This is a genomic window from Mesorhizobium sp. M0772, from assembly GCF_040320135.1.
Taxonomy (GTDB): domain Bacteria; phylum Pseudomonadota; class Alphaproteobacteria; order Rhizobiales; family Rhizobiaceae; genus Mesorhizobium.
Genome location: NZ_JAMYPB010000001.1, coordinates 165,702 through 189,830, shown reverse-complemented (window position 1 = coordinate 189,830; position 24,129 = coordinate 165,702). Strand labels below are relative to the sequence as shown.

Annotated in this window: 25 protein-coding genes and 1 pseudogene; 12 read left to right on the top strand and 14 right to left on the bottom strand. The window is 62.7% G+C overall.

What is annotated here, in order from left to right:
- Positions 1-37: 37 nt before the first annotated feature.
- Genes NKI06_RS00895 through NKI06_RS00885 form a run of 3 tightly spaced genes read right to left on the bottom strand, consistent with a single transcriptional unit; the run spans position 38 to position 4,633 of the window.
- Positions 38-1,039, bottom strand: a complete 1,002-nt coding sequence (locus NKI06_RS00895) for a rhamnose ABC transporter substrate-binding protein (RefSeq protein WP_352983527.1) — start codon at positions 1,037-1,039, stop codon at positions 38-40.
- Positions 1,040-1,085: 46 nt separating this feature from the next.
- Positions 1,086-2,075, bottom strand: a complete 990-nt coding sequence (locus tag NKI06_RS00890; RefSeq protein ID WP_352983525.1) for an ABC transporter permease — start codon at positions 2,073-2,075, stop codon at positions 1,086-1,088.
- Entirely contained in the window at positions 2,072-4,633 is a 2,562-nt protein-coding gene (locus NKI06_RS00885; RefSeq protein WP_352983523.1) for an ATP-binding cassette domain-containing protein, read from the bottom strand. Before NKI06_RS00885 ends, NKI06_RS00890 begins: the two co-directional genes overlap by 4 nt.
- Before the next feature lie 242 nt (positions 4,634-4,875).
- On the opposite strand from NKI06_RS00885, the gene NKI06_RS00880 reads away from it, so the two are divergent.
- From NKI06_RS00880 to NKI06_RS00850, 7 genes and pseudogenes are all read left to right on the top strand, one after another.
- Positions 4,876-6,108 (top strand): ROK family transcriptional regulator, encoded by a 1,233-nt coding sequence (locus NKI06_RS00880; RefSeq protein ID WP_352983521.1) that lies wholly within the window; start codon positions 4,876-4,878, stop codon positions 6,106-6,108.
- 265 nt (positions 6,109-6,373) lie between these two features.
- Positions 6,374-7,018, top strand: coding sequence for a 50S ribosomal protein L25/general stress protein Ctc (locus NKI06_RS00875; RefSeq protein ID WP_023686131.1), 645 nt, complete (start codon positions 6,374-6,376; stop codon positions 7,016-7,018).
- Positions 7,019-7,039: 21 nt separating this feature from the next.
- Positions 7,040-7,780 carry an aminoacyl-tRNA hydrolase gene (gene pth, locus NKI06_RS00870; protein WP_352535912.1) on the top strand — a complete coding sequence of 247 codons (741 nt, stop codon included), beginning with the start codon at positions 7,040-7,042 and terminating at the stop codon, positions 7,778-7,780.
- A gap of 95 nt (positions 7,781-7,875) precedes the next feature.
- Entirely contained in the window at positions 7,876-8,979 is a 1,104-nt protein-coding gene (ychF, locus tag NKI06_RS00865) for a redox-regulated ATPase YchF (RefSeq protein ID WP_023695807.1), read from the top strand.
- A 200-nt stretch (positions 8,980-9,179) separates the two neighbouring features.
- Positions 9,180-10,153: pseudogene (corA, locus tag NKI06_RS00860) on the top strand (magnesium/cobalt transporter CorA).
- Between the two features lie 78 nt (positions 10,154-10,231).
- Complete coding sequence (locus NKI06_RS00855; RefSeq protein WP_023670033.1) at positions 10,232-10,693, top strand: MaoC family dehydratase; 462 nt, start codon at positions 10,232-10,234, stop codon at positions 10,691-10,693.
- Entirely contained in the window at positions 10,690-11,154 is a 465-nt protein-coding gene (locus tag NKI06_RS00850; RefSeq protein WP_023748156.1) for a MaoC family dehydratase, read from the top strand. The genes NKI06_RS00855 and NKI06_RS00850 overlap by 4 nt, the downstream gene beginning before the upstream one ends.
- Before the next feature lie 125 nt (positions 11,155-11,279).
- Here the strand turns inward: NKI06_RS00850 and NKI06_RS00845 are convergent, their stop codons facing one another.
- From NKI06_RS00845 to petA, 5 genes are all read right to left on the bottom strand, one after another.
- The gene (locus NKI06_RS00845; RefSeq protein WP_013529989.1) at positions 11,280-11,825 is read right to left on the bottom strand and encodes an adenine phosphoribosyltransferase; all 546 of its coding nucleotides are present in this window, start codon (positions 11,823-11,825) and stop codon (positions 11,280-11,282) included.
- 9 nt (positions 11,826-11,834) lie between these two features.
- Positions 11,835-12,980 (bottom strand): alpha-hydroxy acid oxidase, encoded by a 1,146-nt coding sequence (locus tag NKI06_RS00840; protein WP_023691587.1) that lies wholly within the window; start codon positions 12,978-12,980, stop codon positions 11,835-11,837.
- Between the two features lie 186 nt (positions 12,981-13,166).
- The gene (locus NKI06_RS00835) at positions 13,167-14,039 is read right to left on the bottom strand and encodes a cytochrome c1 (RefSeq protein WP_023670029.1); all 873 of its coding nucleotides are present in this window, start codon (positions 14,037-14,039) and stop codon (positions 13,167-13,169) included.
- 23 nt (positions 14,040-14,062) lie between these two features.
- Positions 14,063-15,406 carry a cytochrome b gene (locus NKI06_RS00830; protein ID WP_023670028.1) on the bottom strand — a complete coding sequence of 448 codons (1,344 nt, stop codon included), beginning with the start codon at positions 15,404-15,406 and terminating at the stop codon, positions 14,063-14,065.
- Between the two features lie 16 nt (positions 15,407-15,422).
- Positions 15,423-15,983 (bottom strand): ubiquinol-cytochrome c reductase iron-sulfur subunit, encoded by a 561-nt coding sequence (gene petA, locus NKI06_RS00825; protein ID WP_023670027.1) that lies wholly within the window; start codon positions 15,981-15,983, stop codon positions 15,423-15,425.
- A gap of 259 nt (positions 15,984-16,242) precedes the next feature.
- Between petA and NKI06_RS00820 the strand changes: the two genes are divergently transcribed.
- Genes NKI06_RS00820 through NKI06_RS00810 form a run of 3 tightly spaced genes read left to right on the top strand, consistent with a single transcriptional unit; the run spans position 16,243 to position 17,290 of the window.
- A complete protein-coding gene (locus NKI06_RS00820) occupies positions 16,243-16,518 on the top strand; it encodes a type II toxin-antitoxin system Phd/YefM family antitoxin (RefSeq protein ID WP_023701566.1) in 276 nt (91 codons plus the stop codon).
- Positions 16,518-16,940: a type II toxin-antitoxin system VapC family toxin gene (locus tag NKI06_RS00815; protein WP_023724964.1), complete on the top strand. Its 423-nt coding sequence runs from the start codon at positions 16,518-16,520 to the stop codon at positions 16,938-16,940. Before NKI06_RS00820 ends, NKI06_RS00815 begins: the two co-directional genes overlap by 1 nt.
- Before the next feature lie 5 nt (positions 16,941-16,945).
- Positions 16,946-17,290: a cupin domain-containing protein gene (locus NKI06_RS00810; RefSeq protein ID WP_023724965.1), complete on the top strand. Its 345-nt coding sequence runs from the start codon at positions 16,946-16,948 to the stop codon at positions 17,288-17,290.
- Positions 17,291-17,310: 20 nt separating this feature from the next.
- On the opposite strand, the gene NKI06_RS00805 is transcribed toward NKI06_RS00810, so the two are convergent.
- From NKI06_RS00805 to NKI06_RS00785, 5 genes are read right to left on the bottom strand one after another with little or no spacing between them, the layout of a single operon-like run.
- Positions 17,311-17,619 carry a DUF6665 family protein gene (locus NKI06_RS00805; protein ID WP_023724966.1) on the bottom strand — a complete coding sequence of 103 codons (309 nt, stop codon included), beginning with the start codon at positions 17,617-17,619 and terminating at the stop codon, positions 17,311-17,313.
- 1 nt (position 17,620) lies between these two features.
- The gene (locus tag NKI06_RS00800) at positions 17,621-18,097 is read right to left on the bottom strand and encodes a GNAT family N-acetyltransferase (protein ID WP_023691590.1); all 477 of its coding nucleotides are present in this window, start codon (positions 18,095-18,097) and stop codon (positions 17,621-17,623) included.
- Positions 18,098-18,100: 3 nt separating this feature from the next.
- The gene (locus NKI06_RS00795) at positions 18,101-19,984 is read right to left on the bottom strand and encodes an ABC transporter ATP-binding protein (protein WP_023748155.1); all 1,884 of its coding nucleotides are present in this window, start codon (positions 19,982-19,984) and stop codon (positions 18,101-18,103) included.
- 10 nt (positions 19,985-19,994) lie between these two features.
- A complete protein-coding gene (locus NKI06_RS00790; protein WP_352983514.1) occupies positions 19,995-21,890 on the bottom strand; it encodes an ABC transporter ATP-binding protein in 1,896 nt (631 codons plus the stop codon).
- A gap of 27 nt (positions 21,891-21,917) precedes the next feature.
- Positions 21,918-22,325, bottom strand: coding sequence for a hypothetical protein (locus NKI06_RS00785; RefSeq protein ID WP_023695813.1), 408 nt, complete (start codon positions 22,323-22,325; stop codon positions 21,918-21,920).
- A gap of 445 nt (positions 22,326-22,770) precedes the next feature.
- Here NKI06_RS00785 and NKI06_RS00780 point away from each other — a divergent pair, with 445 nt between their 5' ends.
- Together NKI06_RS00780 and soxR are read left to right on the top strand one after the other, a co-directional pair.
- Positions 22,771-23,229 (top strand): tRNA (cytidine(34)-2'-O)-methyltransferase, encoded by a 459-nt coding sequence (locus tag NKI06_RS00780; RefSeq protein WP_023670018.1) that lies wholly within the window; start codon positions 22,771-22,773, stop codon positions 23,227-23,229.
- 146 nt (positions 23,230-23,375) lie between these two features.
- Positions 23,376-23,822: a redox-sensitive transcriptional activator SoxR gene (gene soxR, locus NKI06_RS00775; RefSeq protein ID WP_352534321.1), complete on the top strand. Its 447-nt coding sequence runs from the start codon at positions 23,376-23,378 to the stop codon at positions 23,820-23,822.
- On the opposite strand, the gene NKI06_RS00770 is transcribed toward soxR, so the two are convergent.
- Positions 23,819-24,076 (bottom strand): hypothetical protein, encoded by a 258-nt coding sequence (locus NKI06_RS00770; protein WP_023683688.1) that lies wholly within the window; start codon positions 24,074-24,076, stop codon positions 23,819-23,821. The two genes, soxR and NKI06_RS00770, sit on opposite strands and share 4 nt — an antisense overlap.
- Positions 24,077-24,129 lie beyond the last annotated feature (53 nt).

Below are 24,129 nucleotides of genomic sequence, written 5' to 3'. Positions count from 1 at the left end.
GCCGGCTTGAACCGGCACCCGCCGGGCCTTGGGAGGCTTAGAACTTAAACTCGGCCAGGTTTTCCGGCGTCACGATCTTGGCCGGGCCAAGGATCAGTTCGCCGCTGGCCCCGATCGTGTATTCGCCGAGCCTGCCCGCCGTGAACTTCTCACCTTCCTTGCCGGTGATCTTGCACTGCGCCAGCGCCTGGGCCGCCTGATAGGTCAGGTAGCCGAGATCGGTGACATTCCACCAGATATCCTGGGCAGAGCCATCCTTGATGTATTTCGAAATCAAAGTGGCCGGCGCAAGGCCGGTCAGCTTGACCTTGCCGATCATGCCGGCTTCCTCGAGTGCGCGCGCGGCCGCCGGAAGGCCAATGCCTGCCGGCACGATGATCACCTTGAGATCCGGAAACGACTGCACCAGCGCCAAGGCCTGCTGCTGGTTGACCTGCTCGCTCTCCTCGCCATAGGCGACCTGCACCAGTTTCATCTTGGCGTATTTCGGCTCTGCCGCCATCTTCGCCTTCATGAAGTCGATCCAGGCGTTCTGGTTGGTCGCCGTCGGCGTCGACGACAGGATGGCGAACTCGCCTTCGCCGCCGCTGAGGTTGAATGCGCTTTCCAGCATCATTTCGGCCAGACTGTCGCCCTTCACCTGGTTCACGAACACCGCGCGCGCATCGGCCGCGACGTCGGAATCGTACGAGATCACCCGGACGCCTTGCTGAACGGCGCGCTTCAGCGCAGGCGCAACGGCATTGGCGTCGTTGCCGGCGATAGCGATGACCCCGACCTTCTGCGACACAAGGCTGTTGATGAATTCGATCTGTGCCTCGGCCGTCGCCTGCGAAGGGGCAACCTGGGTGGCGGTGCCGCCAATTTCCTTCGCAGCCTCCTCGGCGCCGCCGAAAGCCACCTTGAAGTAGGGATCGGTGTCGAGCTTGGGCAGGAAGCCGACGGTCACCGGTTCCTTGGCGCATTCCTGGCTGTAGGCCAGCGAGGCCGGCGCAAGCAGAACCGCGGATGCGAGCAGGGCTATTCTAAACGCTTTCATTGTGTCTCCTCCGTCAGAATTCGGGCTTGAAGAAAGGGGCCCGAGATCACCCCTTGGTTTCGCGCAGGACGCGCGATCTTGACAGCCGCTCCTCCAGGGAGCGCCAGTAATTGCCGACCAGCAGCGAGCCGATCAGAAGCAGGCCGATGATCATGCCTTGAGCGTCGCCGCCGATCTGGTTGAGCGCCAGCACATTTCGGATGATGGCGATCAACAGCAGCGCCAGCATGACCCCCGTGAGCCGCCCCTTACCACCGAAGACGCTGACGCCGCCGAGCAGCACGATGGTGATGACATCGAGCTCCATGCCGAGCGCATTGTTGGCGCGGGCGTTGGAGAGGCGCGCCGTATAGACGATGCCGGCGATGGCTGCGACCATGCCCGAAACGACGAACAGCTTCAGCACCATTTTGCGCGTATCGATGCCGGAATAACGCGCCACTTCGGGGCTGCCGCCGAGCGCATAGATGCGCTTGCCGGTCGGCGTCTTCTGCAGCACCACCGCGAAGATCGGCGCCAGCAGCAGGAACGGCACGATGGTCCACGGGATTTGTGTGCCCGGCAGATTGCTGATGCCGAAATCGACAACCGCCGGCGGCAATATGTTGACCGAACCGGTGCCGAGCAGGATGTAGCCAATGCCCCGATACAGCGCCATGGTGCCGAGCGTCACCACCAGCGACTGCAACCCGAGGCCCGACACCAGATAGCCGTTGAAGGCGCCGAGCAGGCCGCCGAAGACGAGCGTCAGCGGAATGGCCGCCAGCGTCGGCACGCCGCCCTGGACGAGCAGGCCAAACACCACGGATGTCAGCGCCAGCACCGAGGCGATCGACAGGTCGATCTCGCGGGTGACGATGAGCAGCGTCATCGGCAGGATCAGCAACGCCTTTTCCGAGGCGCTTGCGGCCAATTGCGAGAGGTTGAAGCCGGAGACGAAATACGGCACGAAGACCGCCGCATAGATAAAGACGGCGAGGCAGGCGGTCGCCAGCAGCAGATCCCAGAAGTCGATCGAGCGGATAAACTTTCTCATCTCGCCCTCGCCTGTCTCGCCTGTTCGGCGCGCCGCACGATGAAGGTGTCGATGCCGATGGCAACCAGGATCACCAGGCCATAGACGCCCTGCAGCCAGAGCGGATCGACGCGCACCAGCGTCAGCCCGTTCTTGATGACCAAGAGCGTGAGCGCGCCAAGGATGATGCCGAGCAGCGTGCCCGAGCCGCCGCGGATGGCGACGCCGCCGACCACCGCAGAGGCGATCACCGTGAGTTCGAAGCCGAGCGCGACGCGGGCATCGATGGTGGCGTAGCGCGAAGCCCACAGGGCGCCGCACAGGCCGCCTAGCAGGCCGGCCATGCCGAAGGCCAGCAGGATGCGCCAGTCGACCGGAATGCCGATCAGCCTTGCGCCGTCCGGGTTGGAACCGGTGGCAAACAGCTCGCGCCCGGTTGCGGTGCGATAGAGCAGCACATAGCCGGCGCACAGGATGACAATAGCGATGATGACGATCAGCGGCACGCCTGCGATCTTCAGCCCGGTCATGTCGAGCCAGGCTTGCGTGACTTCGTCGGCGCTGACCTGGTCGCCCGCCGCCCAGATCGAGTTGAAACCGCGGAAGATCGACATCGAAGCCAGCGTAACGACGATGGCCGGGATCTTTCCCCTGGTAACGACAAGGCCGTTGAGCAGTCCGGCAAAGCCGCCGACCGCGCAGGCGGTGATCAGGCCGATGCCGATGTCCAATCCGGGATAGGCCTGAACCATGCTGGCCGCCATATAGGCGGAGAGGCCGATCACAGCTGCGATCGACAGGTCGATGTTGCGGGTGATCAGCACCAGCATCTGCGCCAGTGCGGCGACAATCAGCAAGGCCGCGTCCATCGACACAGCGGTGAGGTTCGCCGCGCTCACCATGCGCGGGTTGATGATGGTGACCGGAATGGCGACGGCGAGCATCGCCGCAAGCAGGCCGAATTCCCGCCGCTTCAGAAAATCGAACGGTCCTTTTGCCTTTTCCTCCTCGGCGGCGCGTTCTATCTGCGCTGCCTGGCCGGCACGTTCATCGGTCCTGGTCGCCGCTTCCAGTACCTTTTCCTGCGTGGCTTGCCCGCGCGAAAACTCAGCAGTCTGGCGGCCTTCGCGCAGCACGATAATGCGGTCGCACATGCCGATCAGCTCGGGCATCTCTGACGAGATCAGCAGGATCGCCATGCCATGCGCGGCAAGGTCAGCGATCATTGCATGCACTTCCGCCTTGGTACCGACATCGATGCCTTGCGTCGGCTCGTCGAGGATGAGCACGCGCGGCTCGGTGCGCAGCCATTTGGCCAGCACCACCTTCTGCTGGTTGCCGCCGGATAACTCTTTCACCGGCTGCCCGTAGCCGGAAAAGCGCAGCTTCATGCGCTTCAGCCAGTCCGCCACCAGACCGATGGCGCGGTCGGTGCCGTAGAGACCGCGTTGTGCGGCCTTGTCGAGAACAGGTAGCACCGCATTGTCGAGGATGGAGAAATCCATCACCAGGCTCTGGCCCATGCGATCTTCCGACACATAGGCGATGCGCGCATCCATGGCGTCGCGCGCCGAGGCGAACTGCACGGGCTTGCCGTCGATCAGGATTTCGCCGGCGTCGGGCCGGTCGATACCGAACAGCACGCGCGCAATCTCGGTGCGTCCGCTGCCGACCAGACCGCCAAGGCCGAGCACCTCACCGGCGTGAAGCTTGAGGTCGATGCCGGCAAAGCCGCCGGCTCGCGAAAGTCCCTTCCCCTCCAGCACCAGCGCGCCTGAGGCATGGCGCCGTTCGGGATAGAGGTCGGTGACTTCGCGGCCGACCATCATGCTGATGGCGGCAGCGCGGCCAAGCTCGGCTCTCGGCTTGACGCCGATCAGGCGCCCGTCGCGCAGCACCGCGATGCGGTCGGCGATGCGGAAGATTTCATCCATGCGGTGGCCAACGAACATCATCGCCACGCCATGCAGCCTGAGATCGGCAACGACGGAAAACAGCCGCTCGACCTCGCGCTGTGACAGCGCCGCCGTGGGCTCGTCCATGATCAGCACGCGGGCATCCAGCGACAGCGCGCGGGCGATCTCGACCAGTTGCTGTTCTGAGGTACGCAGTGTTCCCAGCCGCGTTGCCGCCGGCACGTCGAGCCCGACGGTGGCCAGCACCTTGCGGGCGCCGGCCAGCATGGCGGCATTGTCGATGCCGCCAAAGCGGTCGCGCGGCATGTGGCCGAGATAGATGTTCTCCGCCACCGACAGATCGGGAAACAAGCCAGGATGCTGGTGCATGACCGCAATGCCGGCCGCCTGCGCGTCGTGCGGCGAATGGAAAGCTGCTGGCTTGCCGTCGACCTCGACGTGACCGCTGGTGGGGGAATGCACGCCGGCCAGAAGCTTCACGCAGGTGCTCTTCCCGGCGCCGTTTTCGCCAAGCAGCGCCAGCACCTCGCCGGAGCGCAATTCGAAGGAGGCGTCCTTGAGCGCAATCGTGCCGCCGAAAGCCTTCGTCGCCTGAACCAGGGAAACGGGAACAGCCCGCACCACCGCAGCGTCGGCTTCGCTTTGTGTGCCCGAGTGCAGCACGTCTCCTCCCTGACTAGTTATTTTTTCAATTTGCTATATTAAATGGCGCAAAGGCGCAACGGCAAAATTGACTTCCATGGTTCCGACGCGCACTGTCGCCGCCAACATAGGCACCGCAGGGTGCGCTCGGCCGCAGGTGGTTTGCGGGCTTCGCGCCGGGAACGGGACATTTGGGGAGTGTGCGGGTTTTGTCAGGGAAAGGCAGCAATTCTGTCAAAGTTCGGCACTATAATGAGCGTTTCGTGCTCGACGCCATCCGTCGCCTCAAGGAAGCCTCCAAGTCTGATCTGGCGCGCGCGGCAAGCCTGACGCCGGCGGCCGTCGCTGCCATCGTCGACGGCCTGGAATCTTCCGGATTCGTAAAGCAAGTGGGAAAAAGGTTCGGGCAGCGCGGTTCGCCCTCCACGCTGTACCGGCTGACGCCGGAGCGCATCTACAGCGTCGGCATCAAGATCGGCCGGCGTGCGCTTGAAGCCGTTCTGGTCGACTTCGCCGGTGAAATCCGCGCAAGAGAGTCGCACGAATACCGCTTCCCCGATCCTGATTTGGTGCTGAAGGCCGGCAACATGGCGCTGGCCACCTTCGAAAAGCTGGTGGATGGGCTTGGCGATGCCAGCATCGTCGGCGTCGGCATTGCCTCCCCCTATTTCCTCGGCGGCTGGAGCGAGGAACTCGGCTTTCCCGACGATCTCGGCAGCCGCTGGGAAGCGATCGACCTGACGACATGCTTTGCCACGCCGGCAAAGACGCCGGTGTTCGTGGAAAACGACGCCACGTCGGCGGCGCTGGCCGAACTTGTCCAGGGCGCCGGCGCCCGCTTCCGCGATTTCATGCACATCTCGATCGACACTTTTGTCGGCGGCGGCCTGGTGCAAGGCGGCAGGGTCCACACCGGGCCGCATGGCAACAGCGCTGCCCTCGGACCCTTGCCGGTCTCGCCCTCAAGCCTCGATTCGGTGGCGGCGAAGCCTGCGCGCTACCAGAGCCTGCTGCATCGCGCCTCGATCTATGTGCTGGTCAATCACCTGAGGTCGCGCGGCGTGGTGATTAATCGTGTGCGGGAACTCGATCCGTTGCCAGCCGAAGCGCGCGTGCCGCTGTTCGAATGGATCGACGATTGTGCGAGCGCGCTGGTCGAGGCGATCATCGCCATCACCTCCATCATCGACATCGAGGCCATCGTTCTCGACTCGATCCTGCCCAGGCCGATCCATCTCGAACTGCTGGCAAGGGTGCAGGCCCAGTTCAACCAGGCCAGCGCCATCGGCATCGTGGCGCCGGAGATCGTGCCGGGGCAATTCGGCCCTGAGGCCTCCTCGATCGGCGCTGCCATGCTTCCGTTCTCGGCGCTGCTGGCGCCCGACAGCGGCGTGCTCATGATCGGCAAGGACCGGACGAAACTGCTGAGCGCTCTGTCCACGCTCGGTGGCGCCAAGGGAAACGGATCAAATCCGCCCACCGACCTGCCGGCCTGAGCGCAATGCGGCGCGCCCAACGCAGGCATCGGCCGCCCTTGCCCGCCATGGCTTGCACGCCTGCCCGCCTTCCGCTATAGAGCCGCCACCCGCGTAGACACCCTTGGAGGCAACGCGGCGGAAGGCTGCCTTCCCTTGTGATCCCGAACAAAGCTCCGCGTATGCGGTTTCTGGCATTCGGACATCCAGGCCTGGCGGCTTTCGACGTTTACGGTCCAGGCACACTGCCACCGCAAACGCTCCATAAAACGCGAAAGGAAATGCCATGAGCCACGATACTTACGAGCTCAAGGCCGAAGCGCGCGAACAGGTCGGTAAGGGGTCCGCCCGTGCAGTTCGCCGCAACGGTAAAGTGCCTGCAGTTATCTACGGCGACAGACAGCCTCCCCTGGCGATTGCGCTGAACTACAAGGACGTCTTCTACAAAATCCATGGCGGCGGGTTTTTGACCACGATCGCCACGATCGATGTCGACGGCAAGAAAATCCAGGTTCTGCCCAAGGATTTCCAGCTCGACCCGGTCAAGGATTTCCCGGTCCATGTCGACTTCCTGCGCATCGGCAAGGACACCGAGGTCAACGTCGACGTGCCTGTCCACTTCATCAATGAAGACAAGTCGCCCGGCATCAAGCGCGGCGGCGTGCTCAACATCGTGCGTCATGAAGTCGAGTTCCACTGCCCGGCCAATGCGATCCCGGAATTCATCACCGTCGATCTCACCGGCGCCGACATTGGCGATTCGATCCACATCTCGGCGGTAACCCTGCCGGCCGGCGTCAAGCCGGTGATCTCCGACCGCGACTTCACCATCGCGACCATTGCCGGCTCCTCGGCGATGAAGCCGGAGACGGAAGAGACGGCGGAAGCGGCAGCCCCCGAAGCGGCGGCTCCTGCTGCCGAAGAGAAGTAATTTTCGAGCCCGGAGCAGACGATGCTTGTCTTTGCAGGCCTCGGCAATCCGGGCGCGAAATACGCTGATAACCGGCACAATGTCGGCTTCATGGCGGCGGACGCAATTGCCCGCCGCCATTCGTTTTCGCCCTGGTCGAAGAAGTTCCAGGGCCTGATCGCCGAAGGCACGATTGCCGGCGAAAAGATTCTCCTGATCAAACCGCAGACCTTCATGAACCTGTCGGGACAGCCGGTCGGCGAAGCCCTGCGCTTCTACAAGCTCGGCCCCGAGGCGCTGACCGTCTTCTACGACGAGATCGACCTGCCGGCCGGCAAATTGCGGGTCAAGGTCGGCGGCGGCGCCGGCGGCCACAACGGCATCCGCTCGCTCGACCAGCATGTCGGCAAGAATTTTCGACGCGTGCGCATCGGCGTCGGACACCCCGGCGTCCGGGAAATGGTGCATGGCCATGTTCTCGGCGACTTCGCCAAGGCCGATCGCGAGTGGCTGGACGTGCTGCTCGACACCATCGCCGACGATGCCGGGCTGCTGGCCAAGGGCGACGACAGTTCCTTCATGAACCGCATTACTCTGGCCCTGCGTGACAAGCTGGTGCCGACCAGCGACGACGACCGGCCGCCGCCCAAGGCGCCGAAGGCTGAAGGTCCAAAGGCTCAAAGCCACATCCGCCAGGCACGGCCACAGCAGGCGCCGGCCAAGCTGCCGGAAAGCGGCCCTATGGCCGCCATGCTGAAGAAACTGTTCGGCAAGAAGGACTGAGCGTCGATAGGATCGGGACTGCGGGGCTTGACGTTGCTCACCCCTATCGCCCATAGCCCTCATCAAATTTCTAGTTTCCCGATAGGACCGGACACATGGGTTTCAAATGCGGCATCGTTGGCTTGCCCAACGTCGGCAAGTCGACGCTTTTCAACGCGTTGACCAGGACGGCGGCGGCGCAGGCCGCCAACTATCCGTTCTGCACCATCGAACCGAACACCGGCGAGGTGGCGGTGCCCGATCCGCGGCTGCAGAAGATCGCCGCAATCGCCAAGTCTAAGGAGATCATCCCGACCCGCATCTCCTTCGTCGACATTGCCGGCCTGGTGCGCGGCGCCTCCAAGGGCGAAGGGCTGGGCAACCAGTTCCTCGCCAACATCCGCGAGGTCGACGCCATCGTCCACGTGCTGCGCTGCTTCGAGGATGACGACATCACCCATGTCGAGGGCAAGATCGACCCTGTCGCCGACGCCGATACAGTCGAGACCGAGTTGATGCTCGCCGACCTCGACAGCCTCGAGCGCCGCATCGTGCAGTTCCGCAAGCGCGCCGGCAGCAAGGACAAGGAAGCAACCACCGTGCTGCCGATGATGGAGGCAGCGCTCGAGCTGCTGCAGGCCGGCAAGCCGACCCGCATCCTGCTCAAGGGCATTTCAGCCGAGGATTTGCGCATCCTGCAGGGACTGAACCTCTTGACCTCGCACCCCGTGCTCTATGTCTGCAACGTCGCCGAAGCCGACGCCGCCACCGGCAACGAGCACACCAAGGCCGTGGAAAAGATGGCGACAGCGCAGGGCGCCGGCACCGTCGTAATCTCGGCCGCGATCGAGGCCGAAGTCGCCCAGCTCTCGGACGAAGAAGAGATGGAGTTCCTGTCGTCGCTCGGTCTCGACGAACCCGGCCTCAACAAGGTCATCCGCGCCGGCTATGATCTGTTGCATCTCATCACCTATTTCACCGCCGGGCCGAAAGAGACGCGCGCCTGGACCATCCACAAGGGCGACAAGGCCCCGCAGGCCGCCGGCGTCATCCACACCGACTTCGAGCGCGGCTTCATCCGCGCCCAGACCATCGCCTATAACGACTACGTCACGCTGGGCGGCGAAGTGGCGGCCAAGGAGGCCGGCAAGGCGCGCGACGAAGGCAAGGAATATGTCGTCCAGGATGGCGATGTCCTGCTGTTCAAGTTCAACACCTGAGGCGCCGCGGCTGGCGCGCTGACGGCGACCGATCACGGCTTCGTCAAGTGGAGGAGCCGGCATGCCGCTTCGCTTGACTGCCCTTGGCACCGGGTCTATGGCCGTTTGCATGCGACTTGGCCGTCCCCGTGGGAACGGCGGCGCGTGCAAGACCCATCGCTATTAAACGAAACCTTGGGCTCAACCAACGGAGACCGGCGATGATCAAGGCCTTCGTCGTCGACAATGATCGCCTGCGCCTCGCCGACGATCTCGTGGCCAATGGCGATCAGGTCGTCTGGCCGACCTTCTCAACCCGACCAAGGAAGAAGAAACGACGATCGAGACCTGGCTCGGCGTTGCCATCCCGACGCGCGAGGAGATGGAGGAGATCGAGATTTCGAGCCGCCTCTACATCGAGGACGGCGCCTACTTCATGACCGCCACCTTGCCGGCGCAGACCGAAATCGATGATCCCTTGATGTCACCGGTTACCTTTGTGCTTGCCGGCCCGAGACTGGTCACCATCCGCTATCATGAGCCGAAGGCGTTCAAGACCTTTCCCCTGCGCGCCGAGAAGGTGGCGACAGGCTGCACCACCGGCAACACCATCCTGATCGGCCTGCTGGAGGCGATCGTCGATCGCCTAGCCGATATTCTCGAACGCGCCGGCCGTGACATCGAGACGATCTCGCGCGATATCTTCGAAGCGCGGTCGACCAAGGTGAACAAGCGCAATCGCGACTTCCAGGAACTGCTCAAGGCCATCGGCCGCAAGGAGGACATTGCCTCCTCGATCCGCGACAGCCTTATCTCGCTGCAGCGCCTCACCGGCTTCCTTGCCCATGTCGCGACCCAGATCAAGATGAGCAAGGACGTCCGCGCCCGCATCAAGACAGTATCGCGCGACGTGCTGTCGCTCGCCGACCACGCCACCTTCCTGTCGCAGAAGATCTCGTTCCTGCTCGACGCGACGCTCGGCATGATCTCGATCGAGCAGAACGCCATAATCAAGATCTTCTCGGTCGCCGCCGTCATCTTCCTGCCGCCGACGCTGGTGGCTTCGATCTACGGCATGAATTTCGACGTCATCCCGGAGCTGAAATGGGAGCTCGGCTATCCCTTCGCCATCGGCCTGATGATCCTGTCGGCGATCCTGCCGTTCTGGTATTTCCGCCGCCGCGGCTGGTTGTAGGCCCAATAGAATTCGCTTGACCAAACGCCGCCCGGACGGCATCCGGATGCCCGGTGATCGTACAACCGGATTGGGATCATGACCGCAAAAAGCTGGGCCTACGAGGATTTCACCGAGGGCGCATCGATCGACCTCGGCGCCAAGCAGGTGAGTGCGGCCGAAATCATCGAATTCGCCACCGAATTCGACCCGCAGCCGATGCATCTCGACGAAGCCGCCGGCAAGGCCAGCATCCTTGGCGGCTTGGCCGCCTCCGGCTGGCACACCTGCGCGATCTTCATGCGCATGCTGTGCGACGCCTTCCTGCTCGACTCGACCGCGCAAGGCGCGCCCGGCATCGACCAGGTCAAATGGAAGAAGCCGGTGCTGGCCGGCGACACACTGGCCGGCAGCACCAGCGTGCTTGCCAGGCGCCTGTCGAAATCCAGGCCTCAACTCGGCCTCGTCACCTTGCGCAGCGAACTGTTCAACCAGCGCGGTGAAAGCGTCTTCGAACTTGAGAACACTGTCATGTTCTTGACCCGCGAGGCCGGCGCATGAGCCTCGACGCGTTCTTCCGCATCGGCGATACCATCAACCTCGGTTCGCACACATTCGAAACCGAGGCGATCAAGGCGTTCGCCTGCAAATACGATCCACAGGTCTTTCATGTCGACGAGGAGGCGGCGAAGAAAAGCGTGTTCGGCCGCCTCTGCGCCTCAGGCTGGCACACCGCGGCCACCTGGATGAAGCTCAATCTCAAAAATCCTATGGACGCTTCTCAATGGACCGGACCCGGCCCGGTACCAGAATTCGGCCCCTCCCCCGGCTTCAGGAACCTGAAATGGCCAAAGCCGGTCTATGCCGGCGAAACCGTCACCTTCACCCGCACGGCCGTCTCCCACCGCCCGCTGGCCAATCGCCCCGGCTGGCGGCTGCTCGCGCTGCGCTCGGAAGGATTCGATTCGACGGGCGACAAGGTGCTGGAGTTCGACAGCGCGGTGCTGGTGAAGGCTGGGTAGTGAATGGTGAGTAGTGAGTAGTGAGTAGTGAGTAGTGAGTAGTGAGTATTCAATATCAGAGTGTGTGAGTAAGCCTAGCGCCTGTCATTGAACGCTGACATTCACTATTCACTGTTCACTATTCACTAATGCCCCTCAAACCCGATCAACGTCCGCACCGGCACGCCCAGCGCTTCGAGCTTCGCCCGTCCGCCGAGATCCGGCAGGTCGATGACGAAGCACGCGGCAAGAATATCGGCGCCGATCTGCCTTAGCAGCTTGACCGCCGCCTCCGCCGTGCCGCCGGTCGCTATCAGGTCGTCAACCAGGATCACCTTCTCGCCCGGCGCAACGCCGTCCTTGTGCATCTCCATCTCGTCCAGCCCGTACTCCAGGCTGTAGGCGACGCGTACCGTCTCGTAAGGCAGCTTGCCCTTCTTCCGGATCGGCACGAAACCGGCCGAAAGCTGGTGCGCGACCGCACCGCCGAGAATGAAGCCGCGTGCCTCGATGCCGGCGATCTTGTCGATCTTCTGCCCGGCATAGGGATGCACCAGCTCGTCGATGGCGCGGCGGAAGGCGCGCGCATTGCCGAGCAAAGTGGTGATGTCGCGAAACAGGATGCCGGGCTTGGGGTAGTCCGGAATGGTGCGGATCGCGGCGAGCAGCGTGTCTTCGAGCGAGGATTTCATGGGTCGAGATTACCTGAAACGGAGGTTGTTGCGCGACAATTGTTCGATCGAACTGCAGCCCATCAGCTTCATGCCGCGCTCGATCTCGACCCGCATCTGCTCCAGCGCCCGCTCGACGCCCGGCTGTCCGGCCGCCGCCAAGGGGAACAGATAGTAGCGGCCGACGCCAACAGCCTTGGCGCCGAGCGACAGCGCCTTCAGCACATGGGTGCCGCGCTGCACGCCGCCATCCATGATGACGTCTATTCTGTCGCCGACGGCATCGACGATCTCGGCCAGTTGGTCGAACGCCGCCCGCGAGCCGTCCAGCTGCCGGCCGCCATGGTTGGACAGCACAATGCCGCTGCAGCCGATCTCGACGGCGCGCTTGGCATCCTCCACGGACATGACGCCCTTGAGACAGAACGGACCTCCCCACAGTCTGACCATCTCGGCAACATCGTCCCAGGTCATCGACGGATCGAGCATCTCGGTGAAGTAGCGGCTGATCGACATCGTGCCGCCGCCCATGTCGACATGCTCGTCGAGCTGCGGCAGCTTGAACCCCTCATGGGTGAAATAGTTGATCGCCCAGCCCGGCTTCAGCGCGAACTGCAGCATGCCGGCAAGGTTGAGCTTGAAGGGGATGGCAAAGCCGGTGCGCTTGTCGCGCTCGCGGTTGCCTCCGGTGATGCTGTCGACGGTCAGCATCATCACTTCGACTCCAACCGCTTTCGCCCGCTGCATCATCGCCCGGTTGAGGCCGCGATCCCGGTGGAAATAGAACTGGTAGACCTGCGGGCTGCTGCTGATCTTGCGCGCTTCCTCAAGACTGACAGTGCCGAGCGAGGACACGCCGAACATCGTGCCGAATTTGGCCGAAGCCTTGGCCACCGCGCGCTCGCCTTGATGATGGAACAGCCGCTGCAAGGCGGTCGGCGAGCAATAGACGGGCATGGCCAGCTTCTGGCCCATCACCGTCACCGACATGTCGATCTCGCTTACCCCGCGCAGCACGTTGGGAACGAGGTCGCAGCGCTCGAAGCTCTCGGTGTTGCGGCGGTAGGTGACCTCATCGTCGGCCGCGCCATCGATGTAGTTGAAGATTGGCCCCGGCAACCGCTGCTGGGCCATGCGCCGGAAATCGGAAAAGTTGTGACAGTCGCGTAGCCGCATCATCGATCCCAAATGCCCCTTTAGCCGGCGATCCGCCGGGCGCGCGTGCAATACCAATCGCATGGCGGCGTGCCAACGGACTTCTTACTGGACGGCTGCTGCGCCAAGATGCGAACCATGTCCGGTTTGGCAAGCAAAAAGGGCGTCCGAAGACGCCCTTTCCATTTCCGAGGAATAAGATGCGGCTTAGTGCGCCACGCCTTCCCACACCTTGCGCTTGGTCAGATACATCAGCGCCCCGAACAGAAGCAGAAACACCAGCACGCGGAAGCCGGTCTTCTTGCGGTCTTCCATATGCGGCTCGGCCGCCCACATCAGGAACGCCGAGACGTCGCGCGAATACTGGTCGATCGTCTGCGGCGAACCGTCATCGTAGGTCACCTGGCCGTCGGAGAGCGGCTTGGGCATCTTCAGCGACACGCCGGACATGAAGTATGGATTATAGTGGGTGCCTTCGGGGATCACCATGCCGGCAGGTGGCGTCTCGTCGTAGCCGGTCAGCAGCGAATGGATGTAGTCCGGGCCGCCCTGCGCATATTGCGTGAAGATGTCGAAGACGAAGCGCGGGAAGCCGCGCTCGACGCCGCGCGCCTTGGCCAGCAGCGACATATCCGGTGGGGCAGCGCCGCCGTTGGAAGCGGCAGCCGCCTCCTCATTGGCGAACGGCGCCGGGAAATGGTCTGACGGCTTGCCCGGCCGGTCGAACATGTCGCCGGCATCGTTGGGTCCATCATGGATGGTGTACTCGGCCGACAGCGACTTGATCTGCGCTTCCGAATAGCCGAGGTCCTCCAGCGTGCGGAACGCCACCAAATTCATCGAGTGGCAGGCCGAGCAGACTTCCTTGTAGACCTTCAGGCCACGCTGCAGCTGCGCCTTGTCGTAGGTGCCGAACGGCCCGGCAAAAGTCCAGTCCATCTCCTTCGGCTCGTGGATCGGGAAATGCGTCGGTGCCGCCGCGTTGTGCGCCTCTTCAGCGGCGATCGCCACACTGCCGACGGCTCCGATGCCAGCGGCAAACACGCCTAGCAGGGCGAGCGAGGTGAGAATCTTTTTCATGCCAAATCCCCTTAGATTCTCACTCAGCCTTTGGTTTCCGGCGCCGCGGTCGCACCGGCCGGATGTCCCCCTCCGGCACCCTTGTTCTTCTCCAGCACCGCCTCGGTGATCGAATTCGGCAGTCTGCGTGGCGTCTCGATCAGGCCAAGCACCGGCAGGATGACGAGGAAGAAGGCGAAGTAGAACAGTGTCGCCGCTTGAGCGTAGCCAACGTAGTTGCCCGAGACCTCACCTATCAGGAGGGTCAACAGACCGCCGCCTTCCGCCGGCTGCGAGCCAAGCCAGCCAAGCAGGACAGCGTCGGCGACGAACAGCCAGAAGAACAGCTTGTACCAGGGCCGGTAGACCGCCGAGCGCACCTTGGAGGTGTCGAGCCACGGCACCAGGAACAGCATGACGATGGCGCCGAACATGCACAGCACGCCACCGAGCTTGGAGTTGATCGGCCCGATGTTGAAGGTGATCGCGCGCAGGATCGCGTAGAACGGCAGGAAGTACCATTCCGGCACGATGTGGGCCGGCGTCTTCAGCGGGTTGGCGATCGTGTAATTGTCCGGATGGCCGAGAAAGTTCGGCAGGTAGAAGACGAAATAGGCGAAGAAGAACAGGAACACGATCATGCCGAATGCATCCTTGATGGTCGCATAGGGCGTAAAGGCAACGGTGTCGGTCTTCGATTTCACCTCGATGCCGGTCGGGTTCGACTGGCCGACCACGTGCAGCGCCCAGACGTGCAGCACGACGACGCCGGCGATCATGAACGGCAGCAAATAGTGCAGCGCAAAGAAGCGGTTGAGCGTCGGGTTGTCGACGGCGAAACCGCCGAGCAGCAGTTCCTGGATCCAGTTGCCGACCAGCGGAATGGCGCTGAAGAAGCCGGTGATGACGGTGGCGCCCCAGAAGCTCATCTGACCCCAAGGCAGCACATAGCCCATGAAGCCGGTCGCCATCATCAGCAGATAGATGATGCAGCCGAGGATCCACAGCAGCTCGCGCGGCGCCTTGTAGGAGCCGTAATAAAGCCCGCGGAAGATGTGGATGTAGACGGCGACGAAGAAGAACGAGGCGCCGTTGGAATGCATGTAGCGCAACAGCCAGCCCGAATTGACGTCGCGCATGATCTTCTCGACCGAATTGAAGGCGAGGTTGGTGTCGGCGGTATAGTGCATGGCCAGCACGATACCGGTCAGGATCTGCGCCACCAGCATGATCGTGAGGATGCCGCCGAAGGTCCACGCATAGTTAAGGTTGCGCGGCACCGGATAGGCGATGAAGCTGTCATAGACCATGCGCGGCAGCGGCATGCGGGCGTCGAACCAGCGTTCGATACCGGTCTTGGGCGTATAGGTCGAGTGTCCCTCGCTCATCGAATTATCCCCTGCCTCAACCGATAAGGATTTTGGTATCGGAAATGAACTTGAATACCGGCACGGCCATGTTTTCCGGCGCCGGGCCTTTGCGGATGCGGCCGGCGGTATCGTACACCGAACCGTGGCACGGGCAGAACCAGCCGCCGAAATCGCCTTCCTGGCCAAGCGGAATGCACCCCAGATGCGTGCAGACCTGCACCATCACCATCCAGGCTTCCTTGCCGGGCGTGGTGCGGTTGGCGTCGGTCGCCGGCGCATCGGCGGGCAGATTGGCGTTGCGGGCAATAGGATCCTTGAGATCGGCAAGGTTCACGGCTTCGCCGTCCTTCATCTCCTGCTCGGTGCGATTGCGCACCACGACCGGCTTGCCGCGCCATTTGACGATCAGCGACATGCCAGGCGTCAGCGAGGCGACATCGACCTCGACCGAGGCCAGCGCCAGCGTCGAGGCATCGGGGCGCATCTGGTCGATGAACGGCCAGGCGACGGCACCTGCGCCAACCACTGCGGCCATGCCGGTGGCGACGTAGAGAAAATCACGACGGTTGGGATCCTGGGTGTCGGTTGCGCTCACGGGTGCCTGATCCTTTCGCCTCTTCCGAGCCGGCGGCCGAGCTTTGTCCCCGCTCCATCGCGCCGGCCCGACAGCGCATGGCGAACAAGCTAGCGAATTCCTCCGGCATTTGGATTTCGGTTTATGCGTGAAGCCCGTTTTTGTCCAGCGGGCTGAGGCCACAAGGGCAGATTGTCGCGGGCGTTCCGCACGAAGAGAAATTTGACGAGCTTGGCCGAATGTAGCAATATGTCTACATCTTCCGGATGGAGGTGTTGATATGAATATCTCGACGAAGACGATAACCATCATGTCGAGCCGTGAATTCAACCAGGACACGGCGCATGCCAAACGGGCAGCCAAGAACGGGCCGGTCATCATTACCGACCGCGGCAAGCCCTCCCATGTGCTGATGTCGATGGAGGAATATCAGCGTTTAGAGAAGAAGCCGAGAAGCCTCGCGGACGCGATTGCCGATGATCGCCCCGAAGCAGATTTCGACTGGGAACCACCTCGCCTGGAAGGACCGTTTTTCAAGATTCCCGAACTCGACTGATGTTCATTCTTGACACCAATGTCGTTTCGAATCTGCGTCGTCGGGACAAGGCCGATCGCAACGTTTTGGCCTGGTCAGAGACCCACGACATCGCCAGCTTTTTCATGTCGGTCATTTCGATCCTGGAACTCGAAATCGGAACATTGCTCTTGTCGAGGAAGGATACTCGCCAGGCCACCATGTACCGTGAGTGGTTGGATCAGACACTCATTCCACAGTTTGACGACCGGATATTGAGCATAGACACGGCTGTTGTCCTGCGTTGCGCAAACCTCCACGTTCCCGATCCAAAGCCGGAGCGCGACGCCCTCATAGCCGCTACCGCGCTCGTCAAAAACTTGACAGTCGTGACCCGCAACACCAAGGATTTTGAAGGCACCGGCGTGAAGCTTTTCAACCCCTGGATACCGACGAAGGGTTAGAGGCTATGGCACACATCATCGACCGCGAGACCTGGACCAGGACGCCCGGCCGCTGGCAGGGCGAACTGCAATGCGGCGCCTACGGCTCCAACTCCTGCCTGATTTTCAACTATCAGGAAGAGATTGGCGGCGGCCCGCGCCTGCACACGCATCCCTATTGTGAGATATTCATCATCCGGCAAGGCACCGGCCTGTTCACGATCGGCGACCAGCAGATCGAGGCCACGGCCGGCCAGATCCTGATCGTGCCGCCCGATACGCCGCACAAATTCACCAATCTTGGCCCAGGCCCGCTCGAAACGACCGACATCCACGAAAACGGCAGCTTCATCACCGAATGGCTGGAATGAATGTTGCCGGCTGATGACCTCTAGCTTGCACCGAGCCTGACCAGCACGGCCCTTGGGATATCGTATTCGCGGATGACCGACTCATGCCGGCGCAGGCCGCAGAGTTCACGCTGGATGAAATAGGCGTGCACCGCTGCGGCAGCCTCCTTGAGCAGCCGCGGTCGCTGCTCCTTGTCGTCGTTGTTCTGACGGAGCTTGGCCAGCGTTTCCTCGACCCGTTGGCCGGCACGGCCGAGCGCTGCGGCCTTTTCAGCCAGTATCTCATGGCCAAGCGCGTCGAACGCGGCTTCGGCAGCCGAGGCGCCTAGGGATGGCGGACGCAGTGACATCTCAGCCTCCTTTTCTGTCTTGAGAGAGCATCATGCGGTGCGTGACGAATTCTTCGCCCACCACCGGCTGGAAGCCAAGCCGTTCATAGAACCCAAAGGCTTCTTGTGGCGCGCGGGTGTTCAGCACGGCAAAATGCTGACGTGCCCTGTCAATGACGGTCTCGACCAGCATGCGGCCAATGCCGCTGCGGCGGTGACGCGCGCTGACGAACAGGTGCCTGACCCGGCCGTGGTCCCGGCCTTCGAAATAAGGATCGATGTTCAACCCGCACACACCAGCGAGTTCTCGGCCATGCCATGCACCAAACAGCGCCTCGCCTCGTTTCAGGAACTTGTTGCGGCCGCCCGCCCAGCCATCCGCCAGCCGCACCAGCATCCAGTAGCCCTCCAGCCGGCTCTCCTCCTTCAGCGCGTCGAAGGCCGGCGCGGTTGGCCGCAGCCGCTTGAGGACGTAGCCGATATCAGGCGACGCTGCCATGCCCTACTCCGCCGGCCGTGTCTCTTCCAGCACGCTTTCCTCGTGGTAGAGGAAGCCGCCGGACTGCCGCTTCCACAGCCGCGCATAGAGCCCGTCGAGCGCCACCAGCTCGTCATGCGTGCCCTGTTCGACGATGCGGCCTCCGTCCAGCACCACAAGACGGTCGAGCGCGGCGATGGTCGACAGCCGATGAGCGATGGCGATGACAGTCTTGTTCTCCATCAGGCTGGCGAGATTCTCCTGGATCGCCGCCTCGATGTCGGAATCGAGCGCCGAGGTCGCCTCGTCGAGGATCAGGTTCGGCGCATCCTTGAGGAAGACGCGGGCGATCGCGACGCGCTGGCGCTGGCCGCCCGACAGTTTCACGCCGCGCTCGCCGACAAAAGCCTCGTAGCCGGTACGGTCCCGGTTGTCGCGCAGGCCCAATATGAACTCGTGCGCCTCGGCCTTCTTCGCCGCCGCGATCACCTCGGCGTCGGTCGCGTCCGGCATGCCGAGCTTGATGTTGTCGCGCAGCGAGCGGTGGAACAGCGCCGTGTCCTGGCTGACCACGCCGATATTGGCGCGCAGCGAGTTCTGCGTCACCTCGGCGACGTCTTGCCCGTCGATCAGGATTTTCCCGCTCTCGAGGTCGTAGAGGCGCAGGATGAGATTGGCTAAGGTCGTCTTGCCCGCACCGGACGGCCCGACCAGCCCGACCTTCTCGCCAGGCTTGACCACAAGGTCGATGCCATTCAGCACGCCAAAACCCTTGCCGTAGTGGAACTCGACATTCTTCACCTCGATGCGGCCGCCGGCGACGACAAGCTCTTTCGCATCCGGCGCATCGACAAGGCCAAGCGGCTGCGAGATCAGCGCCTTGGAGTTTTCCAGCACGCCGAGGTTTCGCAAAATGCCGTTGAGCTGCATCATCACGCGCCCGAGCAGCATGTTGAGCCGTAGCACCAGGGACAGCGTGAAGGCGACGGCGCCGACAGTGATCGACCCTTCGACCCAGAGATAGACGGCAAAGCAGCCAATCGCGGTGATCATGATGCCCGACAGCGTCGTCAGCGCCATTCGCACGCCGGTCAGCCGGCGGGTGAAGGGCCGTAGTGCATCGAGATAGATGTCGAAGCCGTTCTTGATGTAGCGGTCGTCGCCGTCGGCCGAGAACAGCTTCAGCGTCTGCACGTTGGAATAGGAATCGATGATGCGCCCATTGATCATCGAGCCCGCTTCAGCCGTCGCCTCGGCATGCCTGCGGATCGAGGGCAGATAGAGCTTGGCCAGCCAGGCGAAAGCGAGGATCCAGATCACCACCAGCACGGCCAGGCGCAGATCCAGCCCGGCGACCAGCGCCAAGGTCGTCACCGTATAGATGAGCATGAACCAGATGACCTCGATGAAGCTCTCCATCAGGTCGCCGGTCGCCTGCCCCGCCTGCCAGACTTTTGTCGCGATACGGCCGGCGAAATCGTTCTGGAAGAAAGTGTAGGACTGCCGCGACACATGCCGGTGTGCCTGCCAGCGCACCAGATTGTAGAAGCCCGGCGTGATCGTCTGTTCGTTGACCAGCGCCGACAGGCCGACGACGACGGTGCGGATGACCAGCACCACTGCGATCATGAAAACAAGCTCAGGCCCGGCGGCGGTCCACAGCGCGTCCCAGCTGCGTTCACCGGGAAGCTGGTCGAGAATATCGACCAGCCGCCCGACGAAGTAGAAAAGCCCGGCCTCGATCAGCGGCGCGATGCCGCCGATGACCAGCATGGCGAAGAAGGCGAACTTCGCCTGGCCGACATAGTGCCAGAGGAAGCCGCCGACGCTTGGCGGTGGCCGAAGGTCCGCCGGCTCCCTGAACGGATAGACCCAGTCCTCGAACCAGCGATAGACGGCTGTCATCATGCTGACGTCATCACTCTGCGGCTTCACCCTTCACGCCGATGTCGTTGGCAACGGCGTCATTGGCGGCATCGACCGGACCGTCGTCGAGCAGGAACCCGCCCGACTGGCGCTGCCAGAGCTGCGCGTAGAGCCCGCCGCTGGCAACGAGTTCCTCGTGCGACCCTTCCTCGATGACACGGCCCTTGTCGAGGACGACGAGCCTGTCCATCGCCGCGATGGTCGACAGCCGGTGCGCAATGGCGATGACGGTCTTGCCTTGCATGAGCTTGTAGAGATTCTCCTGGATGGCGGCCTCGGCTTCGGAATCCAGCGCCGACGTCGCTTCGTCAAGGATAAGTATCGGTGCGTCCTTCAACATAACGCGAGCAATGGCGATGCGTTGCCGCTGGCCGCCGGACAATTTGACGCCGCGGTCGCCGACATGAGCATCGAGCCCTTTACGTCCGGTGTGATCCGAAAGCCTGCCGATAAACTCCAGCGCCTCGGCCCGCCCGGCTGCCTCGACAAGCATTTCCTCCGTCGCATCGGGCCGCCCGTAAAGGATGTTGTCGCGCACCGAACGATGCAGCAGCGAAGTGTCCTGCGTCACCATGCCGATCTGCGCGCGCAGCGAATCCTGCGTCACCGAAGCGATCTCCTGGCCGTCGATCAGGATCCGGCCGTTCTCGAGGTCGTAGAACCGCAACAGGAGATTGACCAGCGTCGACTTGCCCGCACCCGAGCGCCCGACAATGCCGACTTTCTCGCCGGGCTTCACCGTCAGCGACAGGTTCTCGATGACGCCCTTCTGCTTGCCATAGTGGAAACGAATGTCGTCGAAGCGGATCTCGCCCTTGGTGACGGCAATGTGCTTCGCCCCCGGCCGGTCTTCGACCAGGCGCGGCAGCGAGATCGAGGCGATGCCGTCTTGCACCGTGCCGATGTTCTCGAACAGGCTCGACATTTCCCACATGATCCACTGCGACATGCCCCACATACGGAGCACGAGGCCGATGACCACGGCGACGGCGCCGATCGTCACCGCCTGGCCGAGCCACAGCCACAGCGCCAGCGCCGTCACCGAAAACAGGAGCAGCGCATTGAGGATATAGAGCAGCCCGTAAAGCACCGTCACCAGCCGCATCGACCGGTAGACCGTGTCGAGGAAGCCTGCCATGCCTTCTTTGGCGAACGTTGCTTCGCGCCGTGCATGGGAAAACAACTTGACCGTCTGGATGTTGGTGTAGCTGTCGACGACGCGGCCGGTCATCGTCGAGCGCGCATTGGCCTGCGCCTCGCCGACCTTGCCCAGCTTCGGGATGATATAGCGCAACAACCCGATATAGCCGAGCAGCCAGACGCCGAGAGGTGCCGCCAGCCGCAAGTCGGCCGAGCCGACGATGAACAGCATGCCGAGGAAATAGACGATGACGTAATTGAGCACCTCGATCACCTTGATGACGCATTCGCGCACGGCGAGTGCCGTCTGCATCAGCTTGGTGGCGATGCGGCCGGCAAATTCGTCCTGGTAGAAGCTCATCGACTGCTTCAAGAGATAACGATGCACCTGCCATCGGATGCGCATGGGGTAGTTGCCCATCAGCGTCTGCTGGTTGAGCAAAGAATGCAGCCATACCGTACCCGGCAGCGCGAACAGCACGACGAAGGCCATGCCGGCAAGCTTCCAGCTCTCGGTCTGCAGGAAGGTTTCGCGGTTCTGCCCGGACAGCCAGTCGACGATGTGGCCCATGAAGCCGAACATCCACACTTCCGCGATGGCAATCGCCGTCACCAGCACCGCGTCGACGATGATGTATGGCCAGGCGCCGCGCGTATAATGCACGCAGAAGGCAACCAGCGTCTTCGGCGGCTCGACCGGTTCCGCTGCGGGGAACGGATCGAGCCTTCTTTCAAACCAGCTAAACATAGTGATGCTCACAAAACTGTTGTCCGCTCATGCGGCGCGGGAAAAATCCCCGGGGCGCTCCGCGTCCCCAGACCGTACGTCGGCGGGGACTGACGGCCCGGAATCACCCGGGCCATCGGTCCTGCTTCGCGCAATATAGGGACTTGCGGGCCTTTCACCGACAGAAGCCTTCGACTGAGCTGACGGCACGCCGCCGCCAGTCCGGTTTTTCGCGCCCGGCCGGATCAGCCGGATGATCCGGCGCACCAGCGACGGCCGGCTGTGGTCGGGAACCGCACGCGAGAAATCGACATCCGGCAACATGCCGCGATGCGGACGCCGGCGCGTCTCGGCATGAACCGCCGACGAATAGGTCTCGCCGACTAGCAACGCCCAGGTCGCCGTCTTGCGTTCGTGCAGGCTTCTTGAACCAGGTATCTTATAGGGATCGAACATCGGTCCGTCCTCCGTGTGAAAATAGACATAAAAAGGCGAAGCAATGTCGTGCGCCGGCCTTCGGCCGGAGGCACGGATTGCATCCGTCGGGACACGAGGATAGGCCTCGGTCGCGACATGCTCAGCTGGGGCGCTTGGCCCCTTTGACCGTTTGAAAAACATCGCAGGATTCCTTCGAGAGCCGAAAATTGGGTTCGGCGGGAATCGGTGCGATCAGATCTAAGAGATCAGGTAAATCGTCGTACCGAAACCGCCAGCAGGCAGGTAAGCCCACGGGAGGGGCGCTGGATGTGCATGGTCATCATGAAATACCCCTCCATCGGTTCGGGTTGACAATGCGTGCGGTATAATCGACTTCGCAGAAAATGGCCACCCGCAGGTCCAGCAATTTCCAAAACCAGCCACCCGCTGTGGCCGATCTGCCACTTATTAGAAAGACGCGGAAATGAACCACCGTCTCCGCATCGCCCTCTACCAGCCTGACATCGCCGGCAACACCGGAACAATCCTGCGCTTCGCCGCCTGCCTCGGCCTTGGCGTCGACATTATCGAACCAGCCGGCTTTCCGCTCTCCGACAAAGCGCTCAAGCGCGCCGGGATGGACTACCTCGAAATGGCTGCCCTGACCCGGCATGTCGACTGGAACGCCTTCGAGGATTGGCGCAAGGGCCAAGCCTGCCGGCTGGTGCTGCTCACCACCAAAGCCGCGACCCCCTATACGGGCTTCAGCTTCGCCCAAGGCGACATCCTGCTGTTCGGCCGCGAATCCGCCGGCGTGCCGGATCCTGTCCATCAGGCGGCGGATGCGCGGCTGACGATCCCGATGCAGCCGGGCACGCGCAGCATCAACGTCGCGCTGTCCGTCGCCATGGTCGCCGGTGAAGCCATCCGGCAGCTCGGCTAGACCCTTCAACGCGTTGTCGTCATCGCCAACGGCCGTTGCGTCTTGCGTCATTCTCACCCAGGCGCACATCGCCTTCTCCTCAATTACCCTATCGACATTTCCTGGCTACAAGCTCAACTTAAGTTGAGGTCAAGCGGAAAATCGAGATGGCTCCGGTAAAGGAATTGACGGTCGGCCAGTTGGCCATGCGCAGCGGCGTGGCGGTGTCGGCGCTGCATTTCTACGAGGCGCGCGGGCTGATCCGCAGCCACCGCACGTCGGGCAACCAGCGGCGCTATGGCCGCGACGTGCTGCGGCGGGTGGCAATCATCCGGATCGCCCAAGAGGTCGGCATTTCGCTAGCCGAGATCGGCGCCGCACTTGAATCGCTCCCAGAAGGCCGTACCCCGACGCGCGAGGACTGGAACCTGTTGTCGACCGGCTGGCGCGACGACCTCGATCGCAAGATCACTCAGCTAAAGAAGCTGCGCGACGGCCTGACCGACTGCATCGGCTGCGGCTGCATGTCGATCGACAAATGCCCGCTGCGAAACAGGGAAGATCGCTTGAGTGCGCAAGGGCCGGGCGCAAGGCGACTGCTTGCGGAATTCTAATCCGCCGCAGGCAGCCGCCGTATCGTGAATTCGATGACGTCGCCTGGCCGTTCGAACCAGCTTTCGATCTCGGTCCAGTAGGCCTGCTTGGGAAAGCGTTCGAACCATTCCTTGGCTTTGAGCCGCGCATCGGGGCGCGGCAAGACAAAGGTCTCCCGCAAAAACCCGTCACGCGGCATGCGCTCGCGCTCGGCGCGTGAACGATCGAGCCTTTTCTTCAGGCCATGCAGCGGCGGTCTTGCCGGCGTGCGCATGAAAGAACTCCTGGGCCGAACCAGATGACACTTGACCCTTGCCCCTAAGAGAT